This window comes from Streptomyces sp. NPDC051064 (genome assembly GCF_044455985.1).
Lineage (GTDB): Bacteria > Actinomycetota > Actinomycetes > Streptomycetales > Streptomycetaceae > Streptomyces.
On the sequence record NZ_JBITFK010000010.1, the window covers coordinates 317987 to 339005 of the forward strand.

Consider the following 21019-nt stretch of genomic DNA (forward strand, 5'->3'; position numbering starts at 1 on the left):
GAACGCCGTTTTCCGGCCGCCTCCCGGGCTGCCTCCGCGGCTGTCGGCAAGCTCACGTACCCCGCCCGTATGCCTCCGCGCGGCAGCGCCACTAAAATCGTGTTACTTAACGGTAGTTAGCATCCTTGGGGAGTGAACGTCTTGGCGGGTTCGACCGATTTCGACCTGTACCGTCCGGCCGAGGAGCACGAGATGCTCCGTGAGACGATCCGTTCGCTCGCCGAGGCGAAGATAGCCCCGCATGCGGCCGCGGTGGACGAGGAGGCGCGCTTCCCGCACGAGGCGCTGAAGGCTCTGGTCGCCTCGGACCTGCACGCGGTCCACGTCCCGGAGGAGTACGGCGGCGCGGGCGCCGACGCGCTCGCCACGGTCATCGTGATCGAGGAGGTGGCCCGCGTCTGCGCGTCCTCCTCCCTGATCCCGGCCGTGAACAAGCTGGGTTCGCTCCCGGTGATCCTGTCCGGGTCCGAGGCCCTGAAGAAGAAGTACCTGGGCCCGCTCGCCAAGGGTGACGCGATGTTCTCGTACGCCCTGTCCGAGCCGGACGCCGGTTCGGACGCGGCGGGCATGAAGACCAAGGCCGTCCGCGACGGTGACTTCTGGGTCCTCAACGGTGTGAAGCGCTGGATCACCAACGCGGGCGAGTCCGAGTACTACACGGTGATGGCCGTCACCGACCCGACGAAGCGCTCGAAGGGCATCTCGGCGTTCGTCGTCGAGAAGTCGGACCCGGGTGTCTCCTTCGGCGCCCCGGAGAAGAAGCTCGGCATCAAGGGCTCCCCGACGCGCGAGGTCTACCTCGACAACGTCCGCATCCCCGCCGACCGCATGATCGGCGAGGAGGGGACCGGCTTCGCCACCGCGATGAAGACCCTGGACCACACCCGCATCACGATCGCGGCCCAGGCGCTCGGCATCGCCCAGGGCGCCCTGGACTACGCCAAGGGCTACGTCCAGGAGCGCAAGCAGTTCGGCAAGCCGATCGGCGACTTCCAGGGCATCCAGTTCATGCTCGCCGACATGGCCATGAAGCTGGAGGCCGCCCGCCAGCTCACCTACGCGGCGGCCGCCAAGTCCGAGCGCCTCGACGGCGACCTCACCTTCTTCGGCGCCGCGGCCAAGTGCTTCGCCTCCGACGTCGCGATGGAGGTCACCACCGACGCCGTCCAGCTCCTCGGCGGCTACGGCTACACCCGTGACTACCCGGTGGAGCGCATGATGCGCGACGCGAAGATCACGCAGATCTACGAGGGCACGAACCAGGTCCAGCGCATCGTCATGGCCCGCAACCTGCCGTAACGGAATCTCCGCAGGCGCGCGGGCCCGGGCAGCACATGCTGCCCGGGCCCGCGCCGTCCGGACCGTCAGCGGCCCATCAGTGCGAAGACTCCCCAGCCGAGGTATTCGCGCTGGTACCTCGTGTAGCGGGCGGGACCGGTGGTGAGCTCGGCCCGTACCTCGTCCGCCAGCTCGTCATCGGGATGGGCGTCGAGCCAGCGGCGGAGGTTGAGCCACTGCGCCGCCTGGTAGCGGTCCCAGCTGTCCTGATCGGCCAGCACCATCTCCACGACGTCGTACCCGAGATCGCCGAACTGCTCGATGAGCTCCGGCAGTCCCAGGAAGTCGTCCTTGCCGCCGGCGTGGCAGGCCTCGGCGGTTTCCTGGTCCGGGACTTCCTGCCGCCAGTACGGCTCGCCGATCAGCATCAGGCCGCCGGGGCGGAGGCTCCTGCCCAGCAGCTCGGCGGTGCCGGCCACGCCGCCCCCGATCCAGGTGGCGCCGACGCACGCGGCGAGATCGACCGGCTCGTCCGCGACGAAGCCGGAGGCGTCGCCGTGCACGAAGGTGACCCGGTCGGCCACGCCGAGTTCCGCGGCCCTGGAGCGGGCCTTCTCCGTGAACACCGTGCTGATGTCCACCCCGGTCCCGGTGACGCCGTGGTCACGGGCCCAGGTGCACAGCATCTCGCCCGATCCGCCGGCGAGGTCGAGCACGCGCGTCCCGGGCGCCAGGTGCAGTGCCTGGCCCAGGGCGGAGAGCTTGCCAGGGGTCAACGGGTTGTGGATGCGGTGGCTACTTTCGCGAATGGTGAAGATGCGTGGAAGATCCACGGGTGGCGCTCCTCAGGTTCGATGAGGTCATGGCGTCTGCGGGGGACGGCCGACCGGAGTCGGCAGCCGTTGCTCGGACCGTCATCGATACACCTCGTTCGCACGCATGGATCTTGAGCCGGTAAACGTAGGCCTTCCGGCCCGGCACCTCCACCGATTTTCCGGCTCGCACTCCCCGGCCTGTAGCGGCCGACGGAGTCCGGGCGCGCGTGACGACGGCCCCTCACCCCGCGGGAGGCGGGGCGAGGGGCCGTCCAGGTCCGGCGGCGGGGCGTCAGCTGCCCTCGACCGTGACCTTCTCGTCGTTCTTCAGCTGCTCCACGAGCTGCTTGACCTTGTCCTTGTCCCAGACGAGGTTGCCGTTCACGCTCCCGCCCGTGAGCGGGATGTTCATCGACGTACCCTCACCGCCCGTGACGCCCTTCATCGCGAAGAACATGTTGCCGAGCGACCAGAGCGACATGTCCTTGTCGACGACCAGCGTGTCCAGGCCCGCACCCATCGTCGGGTAGAGCTTGAACGGGTTGAGGATCGTCGACGGGGTCGCCGTCTGGGAGGCCAGGGCCGCGAGGAACTTCTGCTGGTTCTTCGTGCGGTCCAGGTCGCTGCCCGCGAACGCGTACCGGGTGCGGACGAAGGCGAGGGACTGCTCGCCGTTCAGGGTCTGCCTGCCGGCCTGGAAGTCGGCGCCGGAGTTCTTGTCCTTGAAGGCCTTGGGGATGTCCATCTCGACCCCGCCGATGGCGTCCACGATGTTGGCGAAGCCACCGAAGCCGATCTCGACGTAGTGGTCGATGCGCAGCCCGGTGTTGAACTCGACCGTGCGGACCAGGAGCTCCGGGCCGTCCTCGGCGTAGGCGGCGTTCAGCTTGGTCGTGCGGCCCGTCCCCTCGAACTTCTTGCCGGACTCGGAGCCGACGAAGCTGGGGATCTCGACGTTGGAGTCGCGGGGGAGTGAGATCAGCGTCGGGCCGTTGGAGCCGTCGTGCAGGATCATCATCGAGTCGGTCCGCTTGCCCTCGGCGGAGCCGGTGTGCAGCTTCTTCTTGTCCTCGGCGGTCATGCCCTCGCGGCTGTCGGAGCCGACGACCAGGTAGTTCGTGCCGTCGCCCTCGCTCGGCCGCTCGATGACCTTGGAGAGGTCGACCTCGCGCTTGAGTTTGCCGTCGGCCCAGAAGTACGTGCCGACGGAGACGGCGAGCACCACGACGACGAGGGTGAGTACGCCGACCTTGATCCGCCGGCCCCAGTTCGTTGCCGCACGGGGCTGGACGTAACCGCTGTCACCCCCGCGGCCGCCGTAACCGCCACCGCCGGGGCCGCCGCGCTGGCCGCCGCCGTACACCTGGCCCGTGTTGTAGCCACTGTCGTAACCGGGTCCGTCCTCGTAGCCCTGTCCCTGCTGCGGGGGGATGTGGGGCGGGGACTGCGGCGGCGCGGGGCGCCGCCGGACGTGCGGCATGGCGCGGGCGCTCTCGGGCCGGGGGCTTGCGCTGCCCCGTCCGTAGCGTTCGCCTTGTCCGCCGTTCCGTCCTTCGGGCCAATCGCTCATGCGGACCAGTGTGCCGTCTCGGCCTGGGGCTCTTACAGGGTGTACGGGGGATCGGGGCAGGGCTGTTGCGAAGCTGATGCAATGCAACCGGGTGCAAGCCCCCGCATAAGGTGGACGGCATGACAGATCAGTCCCAGCCACCGGAGGGCGAAATTCAGGGCAAACCGACCTCGGCATCCCGGACCACCCTCAGCCACATCATGACCGGCAACGACACCAATCTCCTGGGCACGGTGCACGGCGGCGTGATCATGAAGCTGGTCGACGACGCGGCGGGTGCCGTCGCGGGCCGGCACTCCGGCGGACCGGCCGTGACGGCATCGATGGACGAGATGGTCTTCCTGGAGCCCGTCCGCGTGGGTGACCTTGTTCACGTCCGCGCCCAGGTGAACTGGACGGGCCGCTCCTCGATGGAGGTCGGCGTCCGCGTCATGGCCGAGCGGTGGAACGAGTCGACCCCGGCCCAGCAGGTCGGCAGCGCCTACCTGGTGTTCGCGGCGGTCGACGAGGACGGCAAGCCGCGCCGCGTACCGCCGGTGACCCCGGAGACGGAACGCGACAAGCGGCGCTACCAGGAGGCCCAGATCCGCCGCACCCACCGCCTCGCCCGCCGCCGCGCGATCAAGGAGCTACGCGAACAGCGAGCCGCCGAGGGTATCGAGGACTAGCCCCCGGCGGCAGGTGACCGGGCGAGGGCGGCTACACGGCTCTCTGGCCGGCCGCCTCCGCCGCCGCGGTCGTCGCCCTGGTGGCGACGGCGTTCTCCCGGCGCCGCGAGGGGTGACCTCCGGAAGGCGCGGTCAGGGGCAGACCACCTGGTCGCCCGTCACCGTGCCGAATTCGCCACGCTGCGGGTCCTCGGCCTTCACGGGCTGCACCTTGGTGAAGTCCGAGCCCGCCGTGACCTTCATGGTCCCGCCCTGTCCCTTCACCGCCCGGAGCTCGCATCCGGGCAGCGCGGTGGCCAGGGACTTCGCCGAACGGTCCCAGCGTGGGTCGTAGGTGACCAGCGTCCGCCGCAGATCGTGCGGTCCGCCGTTGAGCGGGGAGCGGGTGGTGTTGAAGCCGGTGGAGCGCAGCGCCGCGTCGACGTCCTGGCCGAGCCCGTCCTTCGGCGTCCCGTTGTAGACCTGCACCCGGATCTGTTCCGGGGCCACCTCGACGGGCGTCGCCTTGGGCTGCTTCGGCAGGTGCGGGGCGAGCGGCTTGTCCTCGCGCAGGGCCTGGAACATCTGCTTCGCCTTCGCGGCGTCCCACTTCACGGTGGAGCCGATGCCCTTGACCTGGTAGCCCTTCTCCTCCAAGGGGACCGAGGCGAATTCCGAGGAGGCCGGGGTGAAGCCGCGCATCGCCTTGCCGAGCTCCAGCATCTGCTCCGTGCCGAAGCCCTTGTCGGCCCGGACCGATTCGAGCATCGACGAGGCGGCCTGCTGGAATTTCATCGGGTTCATCAGCACACCGCTGCTGGTCGTCTGCTTGATCAGCGCGGCCATGAACTTCTGCTGGCGCTGCATCCGGCCCAGGTCGGCCGCCCCGTCGAGGTGCCGGGAGCGCACGTACTGGAGAGCCTGCCCACCGTCCAGCTCGTGGGTGCCGGCGGCCAGGTCCAGGCCGGTGTACGAGTCCTTGAGCGGCTTGGCCGTGCAGATCTCCACCCCGCCCAGGGTGTCGACCGTCTTCATGAAGCTGGTGAAGTCGACCTCCAGATAGTGGTCGATCTTGACGCCCGTCATCTGCTCGACGGTCCGCACCGTGAGGTGAGGTCCGCCCTCGGCATAGGCGGCGTTCAGCTTCACCGGATGGGCGGAGTGCTCCTTGCCGGTGGTGCCGTCGGTGTGGGCCGGGAGCTCGGCGTAGCTGTCGCGCGGCAGGCTGATGACGCTGGCCCGCTGCTTGTCGGCCGAGACATGGACGAGCATGAGGGTGTCGGTGCAGTGGCAGGGGGCGCCGCCCAGCTTGTACTTCTTCTTCTCGGCCGCGCTGATCCTGTCGCGGCCGTCGGTGCCGACGAGCAGGAAGTTCATGCCGTGGCCGCCCTGGGGACGGTTCTTCATGTCCTTGAACGGGTCGACCCGGTCGATCCCCGTCTCCAGACCGCTCACCACGGCATGGCCGATGCCACCGGCACCGAGCACCAGCACGGACAGCCCGGTGACGACCCGCATGCCCCACCGGGGTGGCGGTTTCCGCCCGCCGGACCGGTTCCGCCGCCCGGCGCCACCGGCTCCGGGCTGCCGTGCGGGCCTGCGCTGCGGGCCGGCTGTGCGGGGGTGCGGTGGACGGGGCGATCGGTGCGGCGTGGGCACGAGGGACACCTCCGCGGTGCGAGTAGGACTTTCGCACCGTAGGCCCATACGATCTGCGGACCGGGACGAGACCCGGCGGCGCGCGCCACTGTCCCCCGTTCGCGGTAACGTGGCGGCCGAATCACGCCGCCTCCTGGGGTGCGAAATCCCCCGGAACCCCGGCACCCCCAAGGACCCCCCGAGGACCACATGTCTGCCGCGCAGTACCCCGCCGTCTCCGTGATCATGCCGGTGCTCAACGAGGAACGCCATCTCAGGAACTCGGTCCGGCACATCCTGGAGCAGGAGTACGCCGGCGAGATGGAGGTGGTGATCGCCCTCGGACCCTCGAACGACCGTACGGACGAGATCGCTGCCGAGCTGGTCCGGGAGGACTCCCGGGTCCACACCGTCCCCAACCCGACCGGCCGCACCCCCGCCGCGCTCAACGCCGCGATCAAGGCTTCACGTCACCCGATCGTGGTACGGGTCGACGGCCACGGCATGCTCTCGCCGAACTACATCGCGACCGCTGTCCGCCTCCTGGAGGAGACCGGCGCGCAGAACGTCGGCGGCATCATGCACGCCGAGGGTGAGAACGCCTGGGAGGACGCCGTCGCCGCCGCGATGACGTCGAAGATCGGCGTCGGCAACGCGGCCTTCCACACCGGAGGGGAGGCGGGCCCGGCCGAGACCGTGTATCTGGGGGTCTTCCGCCGCGAGGCGCTGGAGCGCGCCGACGGTTACAACGTGGAGTTCATCCGCGCGCAGGACTGGGAGCTGAACTTCCGGATCCGCGAGGCGGGCGGCCTGATCTGGTTCTCGCCGGAGCTGAAGGTGCAGTACCGCCCGCGGCCCAGCATCCGCGCCCTCTCCAAGCAGTACAAGGAGTACGGCCGCTGGCGCCATGTCGTGGCCCGCTACCACTCCGGCTCGATCAACCTGCGCTACCTGGCCCCGCCGACCGCCGTCTGCGCGATCGCGGCCGGCATCGTCGTGGGCGCCGCCGTCACCCCGTGGGCGTTCGTCGTTCCGGCCGGGTACGCCGCGGCGATCGTCGCCGGATCGCTGCCCGCAGGGAAGGGCCTGCCGCTGAAGGCGCGGGCGCAGATCCCGGTGGCGCTGGCCACCATGCACATGTCCTGGGGGTACGGCTTCCTGACCAGTCCCCGCTCGCTGGCGAAGCGGGTCATCGCCAGCCGCCGCCCGGCCGTGCGGGAACAGACGGTCTGATCGCCGTCACCACAGGAAGAAGGGCCCCGCCGTCGACGGCGGGGCCCTTCTCACACGTACGACGTCACCAGCTGAAGCTCGGGTTGACGTGCATGCACGCCTCCTCGTCCGCGCCGTTGAGCGGGTTCGCCGAGTCCGGCGTCTTCTCCTCGGCGGCCTTGGCGGGGTACGCCTCGTCCTCGCGCCAGTCGGCACCCACGGCCAGGACGATGCCCGAGACGTCGGTCGACTTCTTCACCTGGGACACCGGGATCCCGAGCGCCTTGGCGACCGCCTGCGCGTCGCCCTCCAGGTCCGCGCTGGGATAGAGGATGCCGGTCGTGGCGGCGGCCTCGACGTTCTGCTGGTCGACGGTCGCCTTGGCGAAGCCGGCCTCGGTGAGCAGCTCCTGGACCGTGGTCGCGCGGCCCTGGACCGGACCGAGGGTCTCCGTGGAGCTCGCGTTGCGCACGCTGACCGCGATCTCGGCGGTGGGGGCGGCCTGGTCCTTGGCCACGGGCGCCTTGCGCTTGGACGCCTTGCCGTCGAGCGGGATGTCCTCACGGATCATCCGGAACACCTGCTCGGCCTCCTCGGCCTTCGGATACACCCGGCCGGCGAACTGCCCCGTGCCGTAGACGTTCGGCATGGTCGTCATCGTGATGCGGTCGGTCGGGGCCTTCTTGAGCTCCTCGGCCAGGTCGTACAGCTTCTTGACGGTGTCGAGGCCCTTGTCGACGGTGAGCGCGCTGGTGGCCGCCTCGGCGAGGTTCATCAGCTTTCCGGGGTCGGTGAGCTTGGTGCCCTTGCGCAGCTGGCGGACCATCGAGTTCAGGTACTGGTGCTGGGCCTTGGTCCGGCCGAGGTCCGTGTTGTCCTCGAAGCCGTAGCGCGTACGCAGCCACTGGAGGGCCTGCTTGCCCTTGACGGAGGTGGTGCCCTCCTCCAGCTTCAGCCCGGAGCCCTTGCCGTCACTGGTGTGCGAGTAGATGTTGGCGTCGACACAGACGGGGACGCCGCCGATCGCGTCGGCCATGGAGACCACACCCGCGAAGTCGATCATCATGAAGTGGTCGATGGTGATGCCGGTGAGCTCGTACCAGGCGGCCACCGTGCAGCCGGGGCCGCCGCGGCCGAGGCTTTCGTTCGTCTGGACGGGCTGCGTGGTGGCCGGGTACACGTCGTGGGTCTTCGGGTCGGTGCACTTCGGCATCTTCAGCATGGTGTCGCGCGGCATGCTCACGACCGAGATGTTGCTGCGGTCCGCGGAGAGGTGCAGCAGCATCTGTACGTCGGCGAGCGGCGTGCCTCCGAAGGTCTCCTTCGCGCCGCCCAGCTTCTGGTTGGCCTTGGAGTCCCGGGCGTCGGATCCGATGAGCAGGATGTTCAGAGGCGTCTGCCCGGCAGAGTTGGCCTTGTGGTCGGCCATCTCCTTGTCGCCGAGCGTCAGGTCCTCTTTCCTGATGTTGCCGTTGAGGTGCTTGTAGTAGAGGTAACCGGCGCCGCCGGTGCCGAGTATCAGCAGTGCGAGAACGCACGCCACCCAGCGAAGGACGCGTCGCTTCCCGCCCTTTCCGGCGGTCCGCCGCGCGCGGCGGTTGGGCCTCCCCGGACCGTTCCCGGCCTGGGGCGGGGCCGTCCGGGCCCGTCGGCCGTGGCCCCTGCGCCCGGCGCCGTCCGGTGCGTCACCGCCGCCTTCGCCGCCCGGCGGCCCGTTGTGCCGGCTGCGTGGCCGTGTCCCCTCCCCGCGCGTGCTGCTACGTCCCACCAGGATCCCCCTGCTCCTCAGAATTCTGCTGTGGCGCGACGACCGGTCGTCACTTCGCGCATTCCGCCTTGTCGGCGCTTGCCCTCTGCATGTCTTCCGGCGCCTTTGCCGGACCGGTGACGGGTACGCCCGCGCCCTTGAAGTCGGCTCCCAGGGTCAGCACCATCGCCTGATCGCCTTCGGCCCCCGCCGCCCCCTGCTTGAGCGCTGTGGCGGGCAGGCCCATGATGTCCGCGAGCGCACGGGCCTGGTCCGCCTGGCCCGGTGTGTACGCCAGCGTCGTCCTGGCGGTCTTCGCCGGGGCGTTCGCCTTGTTCGTGGAGCCGGCCACGCCCTGCTCGTCCCGCAGCCAGGTGACGGTCGCGGCCGCCGCGCCGGTGATGTCGCCGCCGTTGAGGACGTCGACGCGTATGTCGGAGGCCTCGGCCCTGGTGCCCTCGAGGACGGCCTCCTGCTTGTCCTTGGCCGCCTGCTCCTTCTTCTTCACCTCGGTGAGGGAGGTGTCGGCCCTCATCATCGAGAACAGCTGCTCCGACTCCTGCGGCTTCACGACCACGGTGACCGGGGTCGGCTCGGCCGGGTTGTCCTTCACCGGCATCGTGACGAAGGTGATGTTCTTGGTGTCGATCCTGCCGAGTTCCTGGGCGAGCGAGGTCAGCTTCTTGATCGACCCGATGCCGGAGTCGACGGTGAGCGCCTTGGTCGCCGCGTCGGCGAGCTTGAAGAGTTTGCCCGGGTCGGTCAGCGTGTCGTCGGACTTCATCTGACGGATCATCGAGCCGATGAACTGCTGCTGGACCTTGATCCGGTCCAGGTCGCTCTGGTTCCCGAAGCTGTGCCGGGTGCGGACGAAGGCCAGCGCGTCCTCGCCCTGGATCGTGGACTCGCCGGCCGGCAGGTCGAGGTGCGAGTCCGGGTCCTCGACCGCCTTGTCCAGGCAGACCTTGACGCCGCCGACGGCCGTGGAGAGGGTCTTGACCGCGTTGAAGTCGACCATCATGAAGTGGTCGACCGACAGGCCGGTTATCTCCTTGACCGTGCGCATCGTGCAGCCGGGGTCGCGCCCCTCCTGGCCGAGGCTGACGTTGAAGCGCACGTTCTGCGAGCCGGGTATCTCCTTCTCCGAACCGTCCGCCTGCTTGGTGGTGCACTCGGGGATGTCGGTGATCAGGTCCCGGGGGATGCTCATCGCCGTCGCGTTGGTGCGGTCGGCGGAGACGTGGAACAGGATGTTGGTGTCGGCGTGGCCGGTGCTGCCCTTGTCGCCGTAGCCCTCGTTGCCCTCGCCGGTCCGCTTGTCCGTCCCGATGATCAGGATGTTGAGCGGGCCGTCGCCGGCGACGCTCTTGCTGCCCGCGTCACCGACGTCGACGGTGTCGAGGTTGCCGTTGAACTTCTGGTAGAGCGCGTAGGCCCCCGCGGATCCGGCGACGATCACGAAGGCCATGACCCCGCCGGTCCACAGCAGCGCCTTCTTCCGCCTCGACGCCCGCGGCTTGCGTCCCCGGCCGGCGACCGGGGGAGTCCGGTCGCGGCCGTCACCCGCCGGGCGGCTGCTCCGCTGAGCGGGCACCCCGGCGGATTCGCCCCGGCCGGCCGGCCGATTCGTCGTACGGGAAGGGCCGGACGACTCTGTTCCGGAGTGGTTCAGTCGCAATTCGTAATTGCCGGTCTGCGGGTTGAGCACCCACTGGTCGGCGGGATCTATTTCGTCCGCCCGCCCACGGCTATGCGCGTCCACGGTTTCCTGAATCCTCCGTCGGTGCCACGCGAGGCGCCTCCCCCGGTCGGGCGCTCGGTCGTCCGCTCCGGCCGTGCGCGGCCTGATGGCCGCGAGCACCGGATCGCGTCACACTATCCGGCGGAATCGGCCACAGGGGGCGTGCGTGACACATTCCACGCTCTTTACAACCGGGCATTCTGCCTATTCCACTCCGTATGCCGTCCATATCTATTGATGTCTTGGGCATTGTTTTACGAGCCGCACGGGTCATCTGCGGCATTCGACCCCGAATAGGTGGGCGCCGGGGTCGGGCTCGCGTCCGAATCGCCTGGCTTTTGGCCGGACGGGTCCTTCCCGGAGCTGTGATCTGCCTGTGAATCCCCGGATTTGATTTCCTCGGCCGGGACCACGGTGACGGGCTCGTCCTTGCGCAGCTGCGTGAACAGCCGGTCCGCGTCCGGCTGCACGAGCTCGTCGCGGTTCGGGTCGGCGCGGTACTCCTTCCGGGGCACGGTCAGGAACTGCACCTTCTCCGTGGGGACGTTCCGCATCCCGCGCACCAGGTCGTACAGGTCCCTCAGGGAGTCGAGCCCTTGGTCGGTGGTGAGCGACTTGGTCGCCGCGTCCAGCACCGGGTAGAGCCGTGTGGGGTTCAGCAGCACGCCGTTGCTCTGCATCTTGTTGACGAGGGCCCCCAGGAACTTCTGCTGACGGTCCATGCGCTCGGTGTCGCTGCCGTCGCCGATCGACTTACGGGCCCGTACGTATCCCAGGGCCTCCTCGCCGTCGAGCTTCTGGCGGCCCGCGGGGAGCTTGAGACGGGCGTCGGCGTCGTCGACCGGCTCCTTGAGGCAGACCTCCACGCCGTCCACGGCGTCGACCATGTCCTTGAAGCCGTTGAAGTCGATGACCATGTGGTGGTCGACGCGGATGCCGGTCATCTTCTCGACCGTACGGATCGTGCAGGCCGTGCCGCCGAGCTCGAAGGCCCAGTTGAACTGGGCGAACTGCTTCTTCGTGGCCTTGCGATCGTCCTTGTGGCAGCTGGGGATCTCGGCCATGAGGTCGCGCGGGATCGACACCGCGGTCGCACTCTCACGGTCGGCCGCGAGGTGCAGCAGGATCGTGGTGTCCGAGCGCTGGCTGCCGCCGTCGTCACGGCCGTACCGGCTGTTGTCGCCGGAGCGGGTGTCGGAGCCGATGAGCAGGATGTTCTGGGCGCCCCTCGCGATCGGCCGCGGGCGCTCCTTCTCGTACGCCTTGAGCTCGGCGGCCGCGCTCGTGTCGGTGCTGATGTTGCCGTCGAGCTTCTTGTAGAGCCACCAGCCGACCCCGGCGGCGACCAGCACGAGGAAGGAGGCGGCGAGAGCGGTCCAGCGGAGCCAGGGCCGCCGGCCGCTCCCGGGGCCGGGCCGGGGGCGCTCGGCCCAGGTGCCGGCCGCGGACCCGCCGTCGCTCCCGTCCGCAGGCCCGCCCCCGGCCGAGTCGTCCGGGCGGTCCGGGTCGGCGGGGGTGCCGGGGCTGTCGCTCACGTCTGCGTCCATCCTTCACGTTCGGCGGCGCGATGGGCCGCCGGTCGCAGAAGTAGACGGCTGAACCTCACGCTTGGTTGTGCATCCGGGCGGCGTTCCCGGTGGTGCTTCGTACCGCCCGATCATGTACCGCCGCCGGGGCGCATTCCCGGGGGCTCGGCCCGCTGTGGGCCGGACGAGTGGCCTCAGGGGCGCTTGTCATACCGCGGTGCCGGTGATCCGCTCGCTTTCGACGCGCTTGGCCAGCCCGTTTTCGTCCAGCTGGTCCAGGTGGCGGCACAGGACGACGGAGCCCCCGGCGGCCAGCGGTGCGAAGAGCCCGGCGGACAGCCCCTCCCAGGTGTCGTACGTACGGCCTGTCAGGATCCTGGATCCCGGGCCGAGTCCCAGCTCCGCCGCGTCGTCACGGGCCCGCGCGACGAGCTGGTCTGCCGTCAGACCCACGCCGCCCACGGTCAGTGCGGGGGCCGCCGGGTCCACGGGGGCGAACGGGGCGAATCGGTCGCCCTGGCCGGGTACCTCCACCGCGTAGTCCGCGAACCCCTCGGGAGGCTGCGGGAACCGGCCGCCGAGCGGGCGCAGGGCCAGCGCGACCCGCTCACCCCGGCACGCGCGGGCCCGGTCGAGTGTGTCGGGTCCGCTGACGACCAGATCGGCGGAGGCCGGGTCGCCCTGGACCTCGGCGACGACGCCCACGGACGAGCAGGCGAGCAGCCAGACGGCAGACTGCCAGTGGGCGGGGAGCAGCAGGGCGAGCCGGTCGCCCGGCTCGGCGGCCAGATCTCCCTGGAGAAGATTGGCGGTCTTGGCCACCCAATTGGCGAAGGTGGCCACCGACAGTTCGACGCGCTCTCCGGTTGCGTCGTCGTAGAAGGTGACGAGGGGACGGCCGGGGTCCGCGGCGAGCGCGGATCGCAGCAGGTCGGCGGGGGTGCGATCGCTGGCGTTCATCCGCGCAAGGGTACGCGGCGGGTGCCGGCCCGACGGGGCGTCACCGGTGCCCCGTACACCGGTTCGGCAGAAGGGGCGTCAACTGCAGGCGGGTTTACTCCAGTAGCCGGGAATGCCGGACTCTGTCAAGGATTTCCTGTATGCGTGCACTTCTTGCAACCTCGATCGGCGTCACCTGCGCGACGGCACTCGCCCTCCCGCTCGCCGCGCCCGCTCCCGCCGCCCCCGCCCAGGCCCCGGTCGCGCAGGCGCCCGCGGCATCCCCCGCCGAACCCGCGGGTTCGACCCAGTCACTGCCCCTGCGCCCGCTCCCCGACGCGGTCCCGAGGGCCACCGGTACACCCACCGAATCCCTGCACCCCGCGGCCGCACAAGGGCTGCTGCGGCGCGACTCGCACCGCTTCTCCCTCGTCGGCGTCGTCTGGGACGACGCCGACGCCGAACTGCACGGCACCGTCCAGGTCCGCACCCGCGCGACCGGCACCGCCAAGTGGTCCGGCTGGCAGGCCCTGGAGACCCACAACACCGACCACGCCGCGGACTCCGGGAGCCCCGAACGCGAATCGGGAACGGTCCGCGGCTCCACCGCCCCCCTCTGGGTCGGCGACTCGGACGGCGTCGAGGTACGCGTACGTTCCGAGAACGCCGGACCGCGGAGCGGCGCCGCCGACACCGCGCCCCTCCCCGCCGGCCTCCAGGTGGAACTCGTCGACCCGGGCGACGACCCGGAGCAGCCGCGCGCCGAGGCCACCCCGGCCACCGGCACCCCGGCCACCGGCACCCCGTCCGCCGTCACCCCTCCGGCGGGCACCGCGACGCCCGCCACGGCCGCCCAGCCCGGTGCGCTCCCGGAGGCAGCGGGCCTCACGACCGCCGCGGCCGAGAGCTCCGCGGTCAACGCCGACCTCGCCCCGCTGGGTGCCGCCGAGATCCCCGCCCTGAGCAAGGCCGAGTCGGAGGAGCAGGCGGTCGTCGGAGCGGGCGCCAAGCCGTTCGTGGGACCGCGGCCGCGCATCGTCACCCGCAAGGGCTGGGGCGCCGACGAGAGCCTGCGCGAGCGCACCTTCGCCTACACCTCGACCGTCAAGGCGGCGTTCGTCCACCACAGCGCCACCGGCAACAACTACACCTGCGCCCAGGCGCCCTCCGTCCTGCGCAGTATCTACCGCTACCACGTCAAGAGCAGCGGCTGGCGTGACTTCGGCTACAACTTCGCCGTCGACAAGTGCGGAAACATCTACGAAGGACGCGCAGGGGGCGTGTCGAAGGCGGTTCTCGGCGCCCACACCCTCGGTTTCAACACGAACAGCATGGGCATCGCCGTACTCGGGACGTACAGCTCGAAGAACCCGCCCGCCGCGGCGGTCACCGCCATCGCCAAGCTCACCGCCTGGAAGCTCGGCCTGTTCGGCCGCAACCCCAAGGGCAAGGTCACGCTCGTCTCCGGCGGCAGCGGCAAGTACAAGAAGGGTGCGAAGGCCAAACTCAACGTCATCTCCGGCCACCGCGACGGCTTCGCAACCGAATGCCCCGGAATCCGTCTTTACAACAAGCTCGGCACGGCCCGGACCAGTTCGGCGAAGCTGCAGGGCCGCTGACCGGGAGGCTCCGAACGGTCTGCATACACTGGCCAGCCGAAACGAGGCCCGGCCCCAGCAGGAAGCAGAGACGGTGCTGTGACAGAGGCAAAAGAAGCGATCCTCCTGGTCGGTGGCAAGGGCACCCGGCTGCGTCCGCTCACGGTGCACACCCCCAAGCCGATGGTTCCGGCGGCGGGGGTGCCGTTCCTCACGCACCAGCTGGCGCGTGCCAGGGCGGCCGGGGTGGAGCACATCGTGCTCGCGACGTCCTACCTGGCGGAGGTATTCGAACCGTATTTCGGTGACGGTTCGTCGCTCGGCCTCTCCATCGAGTACGTCACCGAGGACGAACCCCTCGGTACCGGCGGAGCCATCAGGAACGTGGCGTCGCGCCTGGCCTCGGGCCCGGACGAACCCGTCATCGTGTTCAACGGGGACATCCTCACCGGCCTCGACATCCGGGCCCTGGTCTCGGCGCACGCCACCTCCGGGGCGGACGTCTCCCTGCACCTCACCAGGGTGGAGGACCCGCGGGCCTTCGGTCTCGTGCCGACGGACGCCACGGGCCGGGTGACGGCCTTCCTGGAGAAGCCGCAGACACCCGAGGAGATAGTCACCGACCAGATCAACGCGGGGGCGTACATCTTCCGCCGGTCGGTCATCGACACGATCCCGGCAGGCCGGCCGGTCTCCGTGGAGCGCGAGACCTTCCCCGGCCTGCTGGCCGCCGGAGCCCACCTCCAGGGCATGGTGGACTCCACGTACTGGCTGGACCTGGGCACCCCGCAGGCGTTCGTACGCGGCTCCGCCGACCTGGTCCTCGGCCGCGCCCCGTCCCCGGCCGTGCCCGGCCGCTGCGGCGACCGGCTCGTGCTGCCCACCGCCTCCGTGGCCGCCGACGCCAAGCTGACCGGCGGTACGGTCATCGGCGAGGGCGCGCTGATCGGCGAGGGCGCCAGGATCTCGGGCTCCACCGTGCTGGACGGCGCGGTCGTCGAACCGGGCGCGGTCGTCACCGACTCGCTGGTGGGGGCGGGTGCCCGGATCGGCAGCCGCTCGGTGCTCACGGGCGCGGTGATCGGCGACGGCGCCCAGGTCGGCGCCGACAACGAACTGCGTGACGGGATCCGTGTCTGGTGCGGCGCGGTCCTCCCGGACGCCTCGGTCCGCTTCTCGTCCGACCAGTGACCTGTCCCACCGGCCGGTGAGAAGCCTCACCGGCCCGTGAGAGGCCCCTTCCGGTCTACCCTCGACAGGAACCCCCGACGACCGAGGACCTCACCCGTGGCAGGACGCTTCGTACCCCGCACCACCGCCGTGCCCCGTCAGGAGCCGGGGTCCGATGCAGGCTCCGCGTCCGCCCCGCCGCGGACCCGGACCTGGACCCCGCCGGACCCGCTCGACCTGCGGCTGGTCCTGAGCCCCCTGCGGCGCGGGCCTGCGGACCCCGCCTACCGCGCCCTGCCCGACGGATCCTTCTGGCGGGCGACCCGCACCCCGACCGGCCCCGGCACCCTGCGTGTCTCCGCGTCCCGCGACGGCAGCGTCGCGGCGGCGGCCTGGGGGCCGGGCGCCCAGTGGCTTCTGGACGGGCTCCCCGCACTGCTCGGCGCGGGCGACACCCCGGACGCCTTCCGCCCCCGCCACAAGCTGATCGCCCTGACCCAGCGTCGCCGGCCGGGTCTGCGCCTGCTGCGCACCGGGCTGGTCATGGAGTCCCTGATCCCGTCGATCCTGGAACAGAAGGTCACCACCGACGAGGCCTACCGCGCCTGGCGGCTGCTGCTCCGCACCTACGGCACCCCCGCCCCCGGCCCCGCCGACGCGGCGTTCGCCACGTACGGCCTGTACGTCATGCCGGACGCCAGGACCTGGTCGCTGATCCCGTCCTGGGAGTGGCACCGCGCGGGTGTGGACGCCAAGCGCTCCGCCACGATCCTGCGCGCGGTCCGGGTGGCCCGGCGCATGGAGGAGGCGGCCGCCATGGAACTCACCGAGGCGTCGGCCCGGCTGCAGCTGATCCCGGGCATCGGCCCCTGGACGGCGGCGGAGACCCTGCAGCGTTCGAACGGCGCGGCGGACGCGGTGACGGTCGGCGATCTCCATCTGCCGGGCATCGTGGGTCACGCGCTCGCGGGCAACAGGGACGCCGACGACGAGGAGATGCTGGAGCTCCTCGCCCCGTACGAGGGCCAGCGCCACCGCGCGACCCGCCTGATCATGCTCTCGGGGCACACCCCGGCGCGCCGGGCCCCTCGGATGACGCCCCGGGACATCGCCCGGCTCTGACCGGCGGCCCCGGGGCCTGCTTCAGCGCACCGCGATGAACGCGCCCGCGTCCCGGGCCGCCCGCGCCGGCGGTGTCCCCTTCGGGTGTCCCACGGCCACCGCGCCCAGCGGATCCCAGGAGTCCGGCAGGTCCAGCACCTCGCGCACCACGGGCCGGCAGAACATCGTGGAGGACACCCACGCCGAGCCGAGCCGCTCACCCGCGAGCGCCACCAGGAAGTTCTGCACGCCCGCGCCGGCGGCGACCACGAACATCTCGCGCTCCGCGGTGTCCCGGCGCTCGTCCCCGTAGGTGTGCGAGCCGTCCATCACGAGGCACGGGACGGCCAGGTACGGCGCGTTGCGCAGGACGTCGCCCCGCCGCACCCGCTTGGCGACCGACTCCTCGCTCCGGCCGTCCCGGCGGAGGTCCGCGATCCACGCGTCCCGCATCGCGTCGAGCAGCCGGTGACGCGACCGCTCCGACTCCAGCAGGACGAAGCGCCACGGGGTCGTGTGATGGGGCGCCGGAGCCGTCACGGCCGCCGCGACGGCACGTCGTACGGCGCCGGGGTCGACCGGCTCGTCCGTGAACTCCCGGACCGTGCGCCGGAGATTCAGCGCTTCCCGCACCGCCTCGGACGTACCCAGCCGGAACATGTCGTCGGCCGCGACCCGCACCATCGCCCGGGCGCCCCGGTCCTCGTCCGCGGACGCGTCCGCCACCACGTGGGGGAGCCCGCGCACCACCGCGACCGGCAGCCCGGACGCCTTGCCCTTCACCAGGTCACCGGCGGAGGCCAGTTCGTCGGCCGTGGCCACGACGGTGGCGCTCAGCGGATTGCCGTATCCGTCGGTGCCGCCCCGGAGGTCGTCCAGGACCCTGATCCCCGCGGCTCCGATCGCCACGTCCGTCAGACCGTTCCGCCAGGGGCGGCCGAAGGTGTCCGTGACGACGACCCCGACGTCGACCCCGAGCGAGTCCCGCAGGCCGTCCCGGATCAGCCGGGCCGACGCGTCCGGGTCCTCGGGCAGCAGAAGGACCGTTCCGGCCGGGGTGTTCGAGGCGTCGACCCCGGCCGCGGCCATGACGAGCCCCTGCCGGTTCTCCACGATCCTGAGCGTCCCGCGCCGGGCGACCACCCGGACGGTCTCGGCGTCGATCGCCGCCTCCCGGTCCGTGGCCTCGACGATCCGGCCCTCCGCCTTGGAGACGATCTTCGAGGTGACCAGCAGGACATCGCCGTCGACCAGGCCGGGCTCCGTGGCGGCGATCAGCTTCGCGAGATCGTCGCCCTCACGCACCTCGGGCATCCCGGGCAGGGCCCACACCCGGTACGAGGGCGCCACGTCGGCCGGTCCGCCGCTCATGCCCGTACCTCCTCGGCCAGCGCCAGGGCCTGGCGGGCCATCTCGGCGGTGGCGTCGACGTCCGTCATCATCAGCGGGACGGCGCGGCAGCGGATCCCCGCCGCCTCGACCTCGTCGACCACTCCGGCGTCCACGCTGTCGACGAGCCAGCCGTCGAGCAGGCCCGAACCGTAGTGCTGGGCGACGGCCGCGGCGGTGGACTCGACGCCCACAGCGGCCAGCACCTTGTCCGCCATGCCCCGCACGGGTGCGTCGCCGACGATGGGGGAGAGCCCGACGACGGGAACCCCGGCCTCGGCGATCGCCTCCCGGATGCCGGGCACGGCGAGGATGGTCCCCACCGACACGACGGGGTTCGACGGCGGGAAGACGATGATGTCCGACTCGGCGATGGCCTCAAGGACGCCCGGAGCGGGCTTGGCCTGCTCCGCGCCCACCGGCACGACGGCCTGCGCCGGCACGGAGGCGCGCAGCTTCACCCAGTACTCCTGGAAGTGGACGGCCTTGCTCTCGCCGTCGACGTCCACGGCCACATGCGTCTCGATGCGGTCGTCGGACATCGGGATCAGCCGGACCCCCGGCTTCCAGCGTGCGCAGAGGGCCTCGGTGACCGCGCTCAGGGGATAGCCCGCGCCGAGCATCTGCGTACGGACGATGTGGGTCGCGAAGTCACGGTCGCCGAGGCCGAACCACTCGGGCCCCACGCCGTACGCCGCGAGCTCGTCCTTGACCCGGAAGCTCTCGTCGGTACGCCCCCAGCCCTGCTCCTCGTTGATGCCACCGCCGAGGGTGTACATCACGGTGTCCAGGTCGGGACAGACCTTCAGCCCGAACAGATGGATGTCGTCGCCGGTGTTGCCGATCACCGTGATGTCCGCGTCCGGCGCGGCCTGTTTGAGGCCACGCAGGAAACGAGCACCACCGATACCGCCGGCCAGAACCACAATGCGCATGCGCAACAGTCTGTCAGGCGAAGCCTGACGTTGTCGGGGTGGTGGTGGGCGACGGGTGGGCTGTCAGGCGAAGCCTGACGTTGTCGGGGTGGTGGTGGGCGACGGGTGGGCTGTCAGGCGGTCGGAGCCGGCGGTGGCGGAGCCTCAGGCCGGTACGGCGTCTTCGGCGGCCGGAGCGCACTGTGCCGCATGCATGGGCATGTCCGTCAGGCCCGGGAAGTAGATGTGCAGGCTGACGGCGGGCTCCAGGGAGTCGTTGACGACCTCGTGGACGTATCCCGGGGCGAAGACGCGCTGCGCGCCCGCGTCCAGGGTCTGCGCCCCGCGTGCCGTGTGCTCGGTCAACTCGCCGTCCAGGACCGTGAGTACGCCGGAGGAGAGACCGTGGTCGTGGCGGCCGCTGCCCTGGCCGGGGACCCAGCTCAGCAGCCAGACCTCGTAACCCACCGGGGCCTCCCCTGCTCGAGCGGAGCCGAGAGATTGGGGAACGCTCCGCAGCCGGTGGTACCAGCGGGTCGTGGTGTCGTACCGGACGAGCGGCGCCCACCGGGCGCGGTCCGCGGCGATGGAGCGGGCGAGGCCCGCGAACCCGGCCACGGTGGAGGGATGGGGGCTGGCCGGCTGGAGAAGGTGCTGGACCTCAAGGATGTCGCCGGCGATCGAAAGGTCGCTGTCGCTGTTCATGGGTGCGGTGGTTCCTCGGCATGTGGATACGCGTGCGGGGGGTCGCGGAGACCGGAATGCGATGAAACGAAGCTGGATCAGAGCTGGAGCGCTACGGGCTTCAACAGCTGTGACAGCTGGAACAGCAACAGCGGGCCTGGACAGCCGTACGGAACCCACGGGTGTGGGTCGTGTACGTCACTGCGGTCGCTGGCATGTAGTCAAGGAGACCGGGTGGGTCTGCCCTCTGTCAACCCAATGCCCGATTTGGCGGCAATGTTTCACCCCATCCGGTTGCGGTCGGGGGAGAAAGGTTTTGGCACCCATTGCAAGGGCAAGGTGGCGCATCAACTGTGTACATAAACGCGGCTGACGGACCGTGACCTTACTGTGATCTTGGTCGCTTCGGTGATCAAATCGAAACATCGGGACCACGTCGCTCGTCTCACCGAGTGAGAAGTGGGGCCGGGTGGAGCCGGTGGCATATGTCAGGTTTTTGGTGATTTGAACACTTACCGCATAGGCTTGGTTCCGCAGAGTGAATACCGAGGCCAATAGCAGATCTTCGCTTGACTGGCCCGAAGCTACACACTTGTAATTTCACTCGTGTCGTTCGGCCGTATCGGTAACGGCCGCATCACGGGGACGCAAGAGACAGACGAGGGGCGCACATGACCGAGCTGTTCCAGCAACTGCTGGTCGAGGACGCGGACGAAGAGCTCGGCTGGCAGGAGCGCGCGCTGTGCGCCCAGACCGACCCCGAGTCCTTCTTTCCTGAAAAGGGCGGCTCCACCCGCGAGGCCAAGAAGGTCTGTCTCGCCTGCGAGGTCCGTTCCGAATGCCTTGAGTACGCCCTCAACAACGACGAGCGGTTCGGGATCTGGGGCGGTCTCTCCGAGCGGGAGCGGCGACGCCTGAAGAAGGCGGCCATCTGACGCCGAGCACCGGGACACCGGGACGGCGATGGCCTGGGGGCCGCACCCTGTACGCAGGGCGCGGCCCCCAGGCCATCGGCATGTCCGGCCATCTCCGGCATCTCCGGGCGACTCC

General features: G+C 70.5%; 17 protein-coding genes. 7 read left to right on the forward strand and 10 right to left on the reverse strand.

What is annotated here, in order from left to right; genetic code table 11:
• The first annotated feature begins 141 nt into the window (after nt 1-141).
• On the forward strand, nt 142-1299 hold the full coding sequence (locus tag ACIBCU_RS32220) for an acyl-CoA dehydrogenase (RefSeq protein WP_362934923.1): 1158 nt from the start codon (nt 142-144) through the stop codon (nt 1297-1299).
• A 65-nt stretch (nt 1300-1364) separates the two neighbouring features.
• Here the strand turns inward: ACIBCU_RS32220 and ACIBCU_RS32225 are convergent, their stop codons facing one another.
• Together ACIBCU_RS32225 and ACIBCU_RS32230 are read right to left on the reverse strand one after the other, a co-directional pair.
• Complete coding sequence (locus ACIBCU_RS32225; RefSeq protein WP_399235734.1) at nt 1365-2111, reverse strand: SAM-dependent methyltransferase; 747 nt, start codon at nt 2109-2111, stop codon at nt 1365-1367.
• A gap of 274 nt (nt 2112-2385) precedes the next feature.
• Nucleotides 2386-3663: an LCP family protein gene (locus tag ACIBCU_RS32230; RefSeq protein ID WP_399235737.1), complete on the reverse strand. Its 1278-nt coding sequence runs from the start codon at nt 3661-3663 to the stop codon at nt 2386-2388.
• A gap of 119 nt (nt 3664-3782) precedes the next feature.
• On the opposite strand from ACIBCU_RS32230, the gene ACIBCU_RS32235 reads away from it, so the two are divergent.
• Nucleotides 3783-4331: an acyl-CoA thioesterase gene (locus ACIBCU_RS32235; protein ID WP_362934835.1), complete on the forward strand. Its 549-nt coding sequence runs from the start codon at nt 3783-3785 to the stop codon at nt 4329-4331.
• A 132-nt stretch (nt 4332-4463) separates the two neighbouring features.
• Here ACIBCU_RS32235 and ACIBCU_RS32240 read toward each other — a convergent pair whose 3' ends face one another.
• On the reverse strand, nt 4464-5828 hold the full coding sequence (locus ACIBCU_RS32240) for an LCP family protein (RefSeq protein ID WP_399235739.1): 1365 nt from the start codon (nt 5826-5828) through the stop codon (nt 4464-4466).
• 330 nt (nt 5829-6158) lie between these two features.
• On the opposite strand from ACIBCU_RS32240, the gene ACIBCU_RS32245 reads away from it, so the two are divergent.
• Nucleotides 6159-7181, forward strand: coding sequence for a glycosyltransferase family 2 protein (locus tag ACIBCU_RS32245; RefSeq protein WP_362934840.1), 1023 nt, complete (start codon nt 6159-6161; stop codon nt 7179-7181).
• Nucleotides 7182-7245: 64 nt separating this feature from the next.
• On the opposite strand, the gene ACIBCU_RS32250 is transcribed toward ACIBCU_RS32245, so the two are convergent.
• The 4 genes from ACIBCU_RS32250 to ACIBCU_RS32265 all read right to left on the reverse strand — a co-directional run bounded on the left by ACIBCU_RS32250 (nt 7246) and on the right by ACIBCU_RS32265 (nt 13134).
• Entirely contained in the window at nt 7246-8928 is a 1683-nt protein-coding gene (locus ACIBCU_RS32250; protein ID WP_399235741.1) for an LCP family protein, read from the reverse strand.
• Between the two features lie 49 nt (nt 8929-8977).
• A complete protein-coding gene (locus tag ACIBCU_RS32255; protein ID WP_362934845.1) occupies nt 8978-10669 on the reverse strand; it encodes an LCP family protein in 1692 nt (563 codons plus the stop codon).
• A 233-nt stretch (nt 10670-10902) separates the two neighbouring features.
• On the reverse strand, nt 10903-12195 hold the full coding sequence (locus tag ACIBCU_RS32260) for an LCP family protein (RefSeq protein ID WP_362934848.1): 1293 nt from the start codon (nt 12193-12195) through the stop codon (nt 10903-10905).
• A gap of 186 nt (nt 12196-12381) precedes the next feature.
• A complete protein-coding gene (locus ACIBCU_RS32265) occupies nt 12382-13134 on the reverse strand; it encodes a TIGR03089 family protein (RefSeq protein WP_362934851.1) in 753 nt (250 codons plus the stop codon).
• 140 nt (nt 13135-13274) lie between these two features.
• On the opposite strand from ACIBCU_RS32265, the gene ACIBCU_RS32270 reads away from it, so the two are divergent.
• The 3 genes from ACIBCU_RS32270 to ACIBCU_RS32280 all read left to right on the forward strand — a co-directional run bounded on the left by ACIBCU_RS32270 (nt 13275) and on the right by ACIBCU_RS32280 (nt 17003).
• The gene (locus tag ACIBCU_RS32270) at nt 13275-14732 is read left to right on the forward strand and encodes an N-acetylmuramoyl-L-alanine amidase (protein WP_362934854.1); all 1458 of its coding nucleotides are present in this window, start codon (nt 13275-13277) and stop codon (nt 14730-14732) included.
• 78 nt (nt 14733-14810) lie between these two features.
• Entirely contained in the window at nt 14811-15902 is a 1092-nt protein-coding gene (locus tag ACIBCU_RS32275; protein WP_362934857.1) for an NDP-sugar synthase, read from the forward strand.
• A 96-nt stretch (nt 15903-15998) separates the two neighbouring features.
• On the forward strand, nt 15999-17003 hold the full coding sequence (locus ACIBCU_RS32280; protein ID WP_362934860.1) for a DNA-3-methyladenine glycosylase 2 family protein: 1005 nt from the start codon (nt 15999-16001) through the stop codon (nt 17001-17003).
• A gap of 21 nt (nt 17004-17024) precedes the next feature.
• On the opposite strand, the gene ACIBCU_RS32285 is transcribed toward ACIBCU_RS32280, so the two are convergent.
• The 3 genes from ACIBCU_RS32285 to ACIBCU_RS32295 form a co-directional block, all read right to left on the reverse strand.
• Nucleotides 17025-18353 carry a coenzyme F420-0:L-glutamate ligase gene (locus ACIBCU_RS32285; protein WP_362934863.1) on the reverse strand — a complete coding sequence of 443 codons (1329 nt, stop codon included), beginning with the start codon at nt 18351-18353 and terminating at the stop codon, nt 17025-17027.
• Entirely contained in the window at nt 18350-19306 is a 957-nt protein-coding gene (gene cofD / locus ACIBCU_RS32290) for a 2-phospho-L-lactate transferase (protein ID WP_362934866.1), read from the reverse strand. The genes ACIBCU_RS32285 and cofD overlap by 4 nt, the downstream gene beginning before the upstream one ends.
• 144 nt (nt 19307-19450) lie before the next feature.
• Nucleotides 19451-19990, reverse strand: a complete 540-nt coding sequence (locus tag ACIBCU_RS32295; protein WP_362934869.1) for a cysteine dioxygenase family protein — start codon at nt 19988-19990, stop codon at nt 19451-19453.
• 650 nt (nt 19991-20640) lie between these two features.
• Between ACIBCU_RS32295 and ACIBCU_RS32300 the strand changes: the two genes are divergently transcribed.
• Complete coding sequence (locus ACIBCU_RS32300; RefSeq protein WP_031093859.1) at nt 20641-20904, forward strand: WhiB family transcriptional regulator; 264 nt, start codon at nt 20641-20643, stop codon at nt 20902-20904.
• The last annotated feature ends 115 nt before the right edge of the window (nt 20905-21019 follow it).

Bases quoted from the DNA above. Each gene is read 5' to 3' on its own strand.
- ACIBCU_RS32230 (WP_399235737.1), bottom strand. From the start codon at position 3,663: ATGAGCGATTGGCCCGAAGGACGGAACGGCGGACAAGGCGAACGCTAC.
- ACIBCU_RS32235 (WP_362934835.1), top strand. From the start codon at position 3,783: ATGACAGATCAGTCCCAGCCACCGGAGGGCGAAATTCAGGGCAAACCG.
- ACIBCU_RS32240 (WP_399235739.1), bottom strand. From the start codon at position 5,828: ATGCGGGTCGTCACCGGGCTGTCCGTGCTGGTGCTCGGTGCCGGTGGC.
- ACIBCU_RS32245 (WP_362934840.1), top strand. From the start codon at position 6,159: ATGTCTGCCGCGCAGTACCCCGCCGTCTCCGTGATCATGCCGGTGCTC.
- ACIBCU_RS32260 (WP_362934848.1), bottom strand. From the start codon at position 12,195: ATGGACGCAGACGTGAGCGACAGCCCCGGCACCCCCGCCGACCCGGAC.
- ACIBCU_RS32265 (WP_362934851.1), bottom strand. From the start codon at position 13,134: ATGAACGCCAGCGATCGCACCCCCGCCGACCTGCTGCGATCCGCGCTC.
- ACIBCU_RS32270 (WP_362934854.1), top strand. From the start codon at position 13,275: ATGCGTGCACTTCTTGCAACCTCGATCGGCGTCACCTGCGCGACGGCA.
- ACIBCU_RS32285 (WP_362934863.1), bottom strand. From the start codon at position 18,353: ATGAGCGGCGGACCGGCCGACGTGGCGCCCTCGTACCGGGTGTGGGCC.
- cofD (WP_362934866.1), bottom strand. From the start codon at position 19,306: ATGCGCATTGTGGTTCTGGCCGGCGGTATCGGTGGTGCTCGTTTCCTG.
- ACIBCU_RS32295 (WP_362934869.1), bottom strand. From the start codon at position 19,990: ATGAACAGCGACAGCGACCTTTCGATCGCCGGCGACATCCTTGAGGTC.
- ACIBCU_RS32300 (WP_031093859.1), top strand. From the start codon at position 20,641: ATGACCGAGCTGTTCCAGCAACTGCTGGTCGAGGACGCGGACGAAGAG.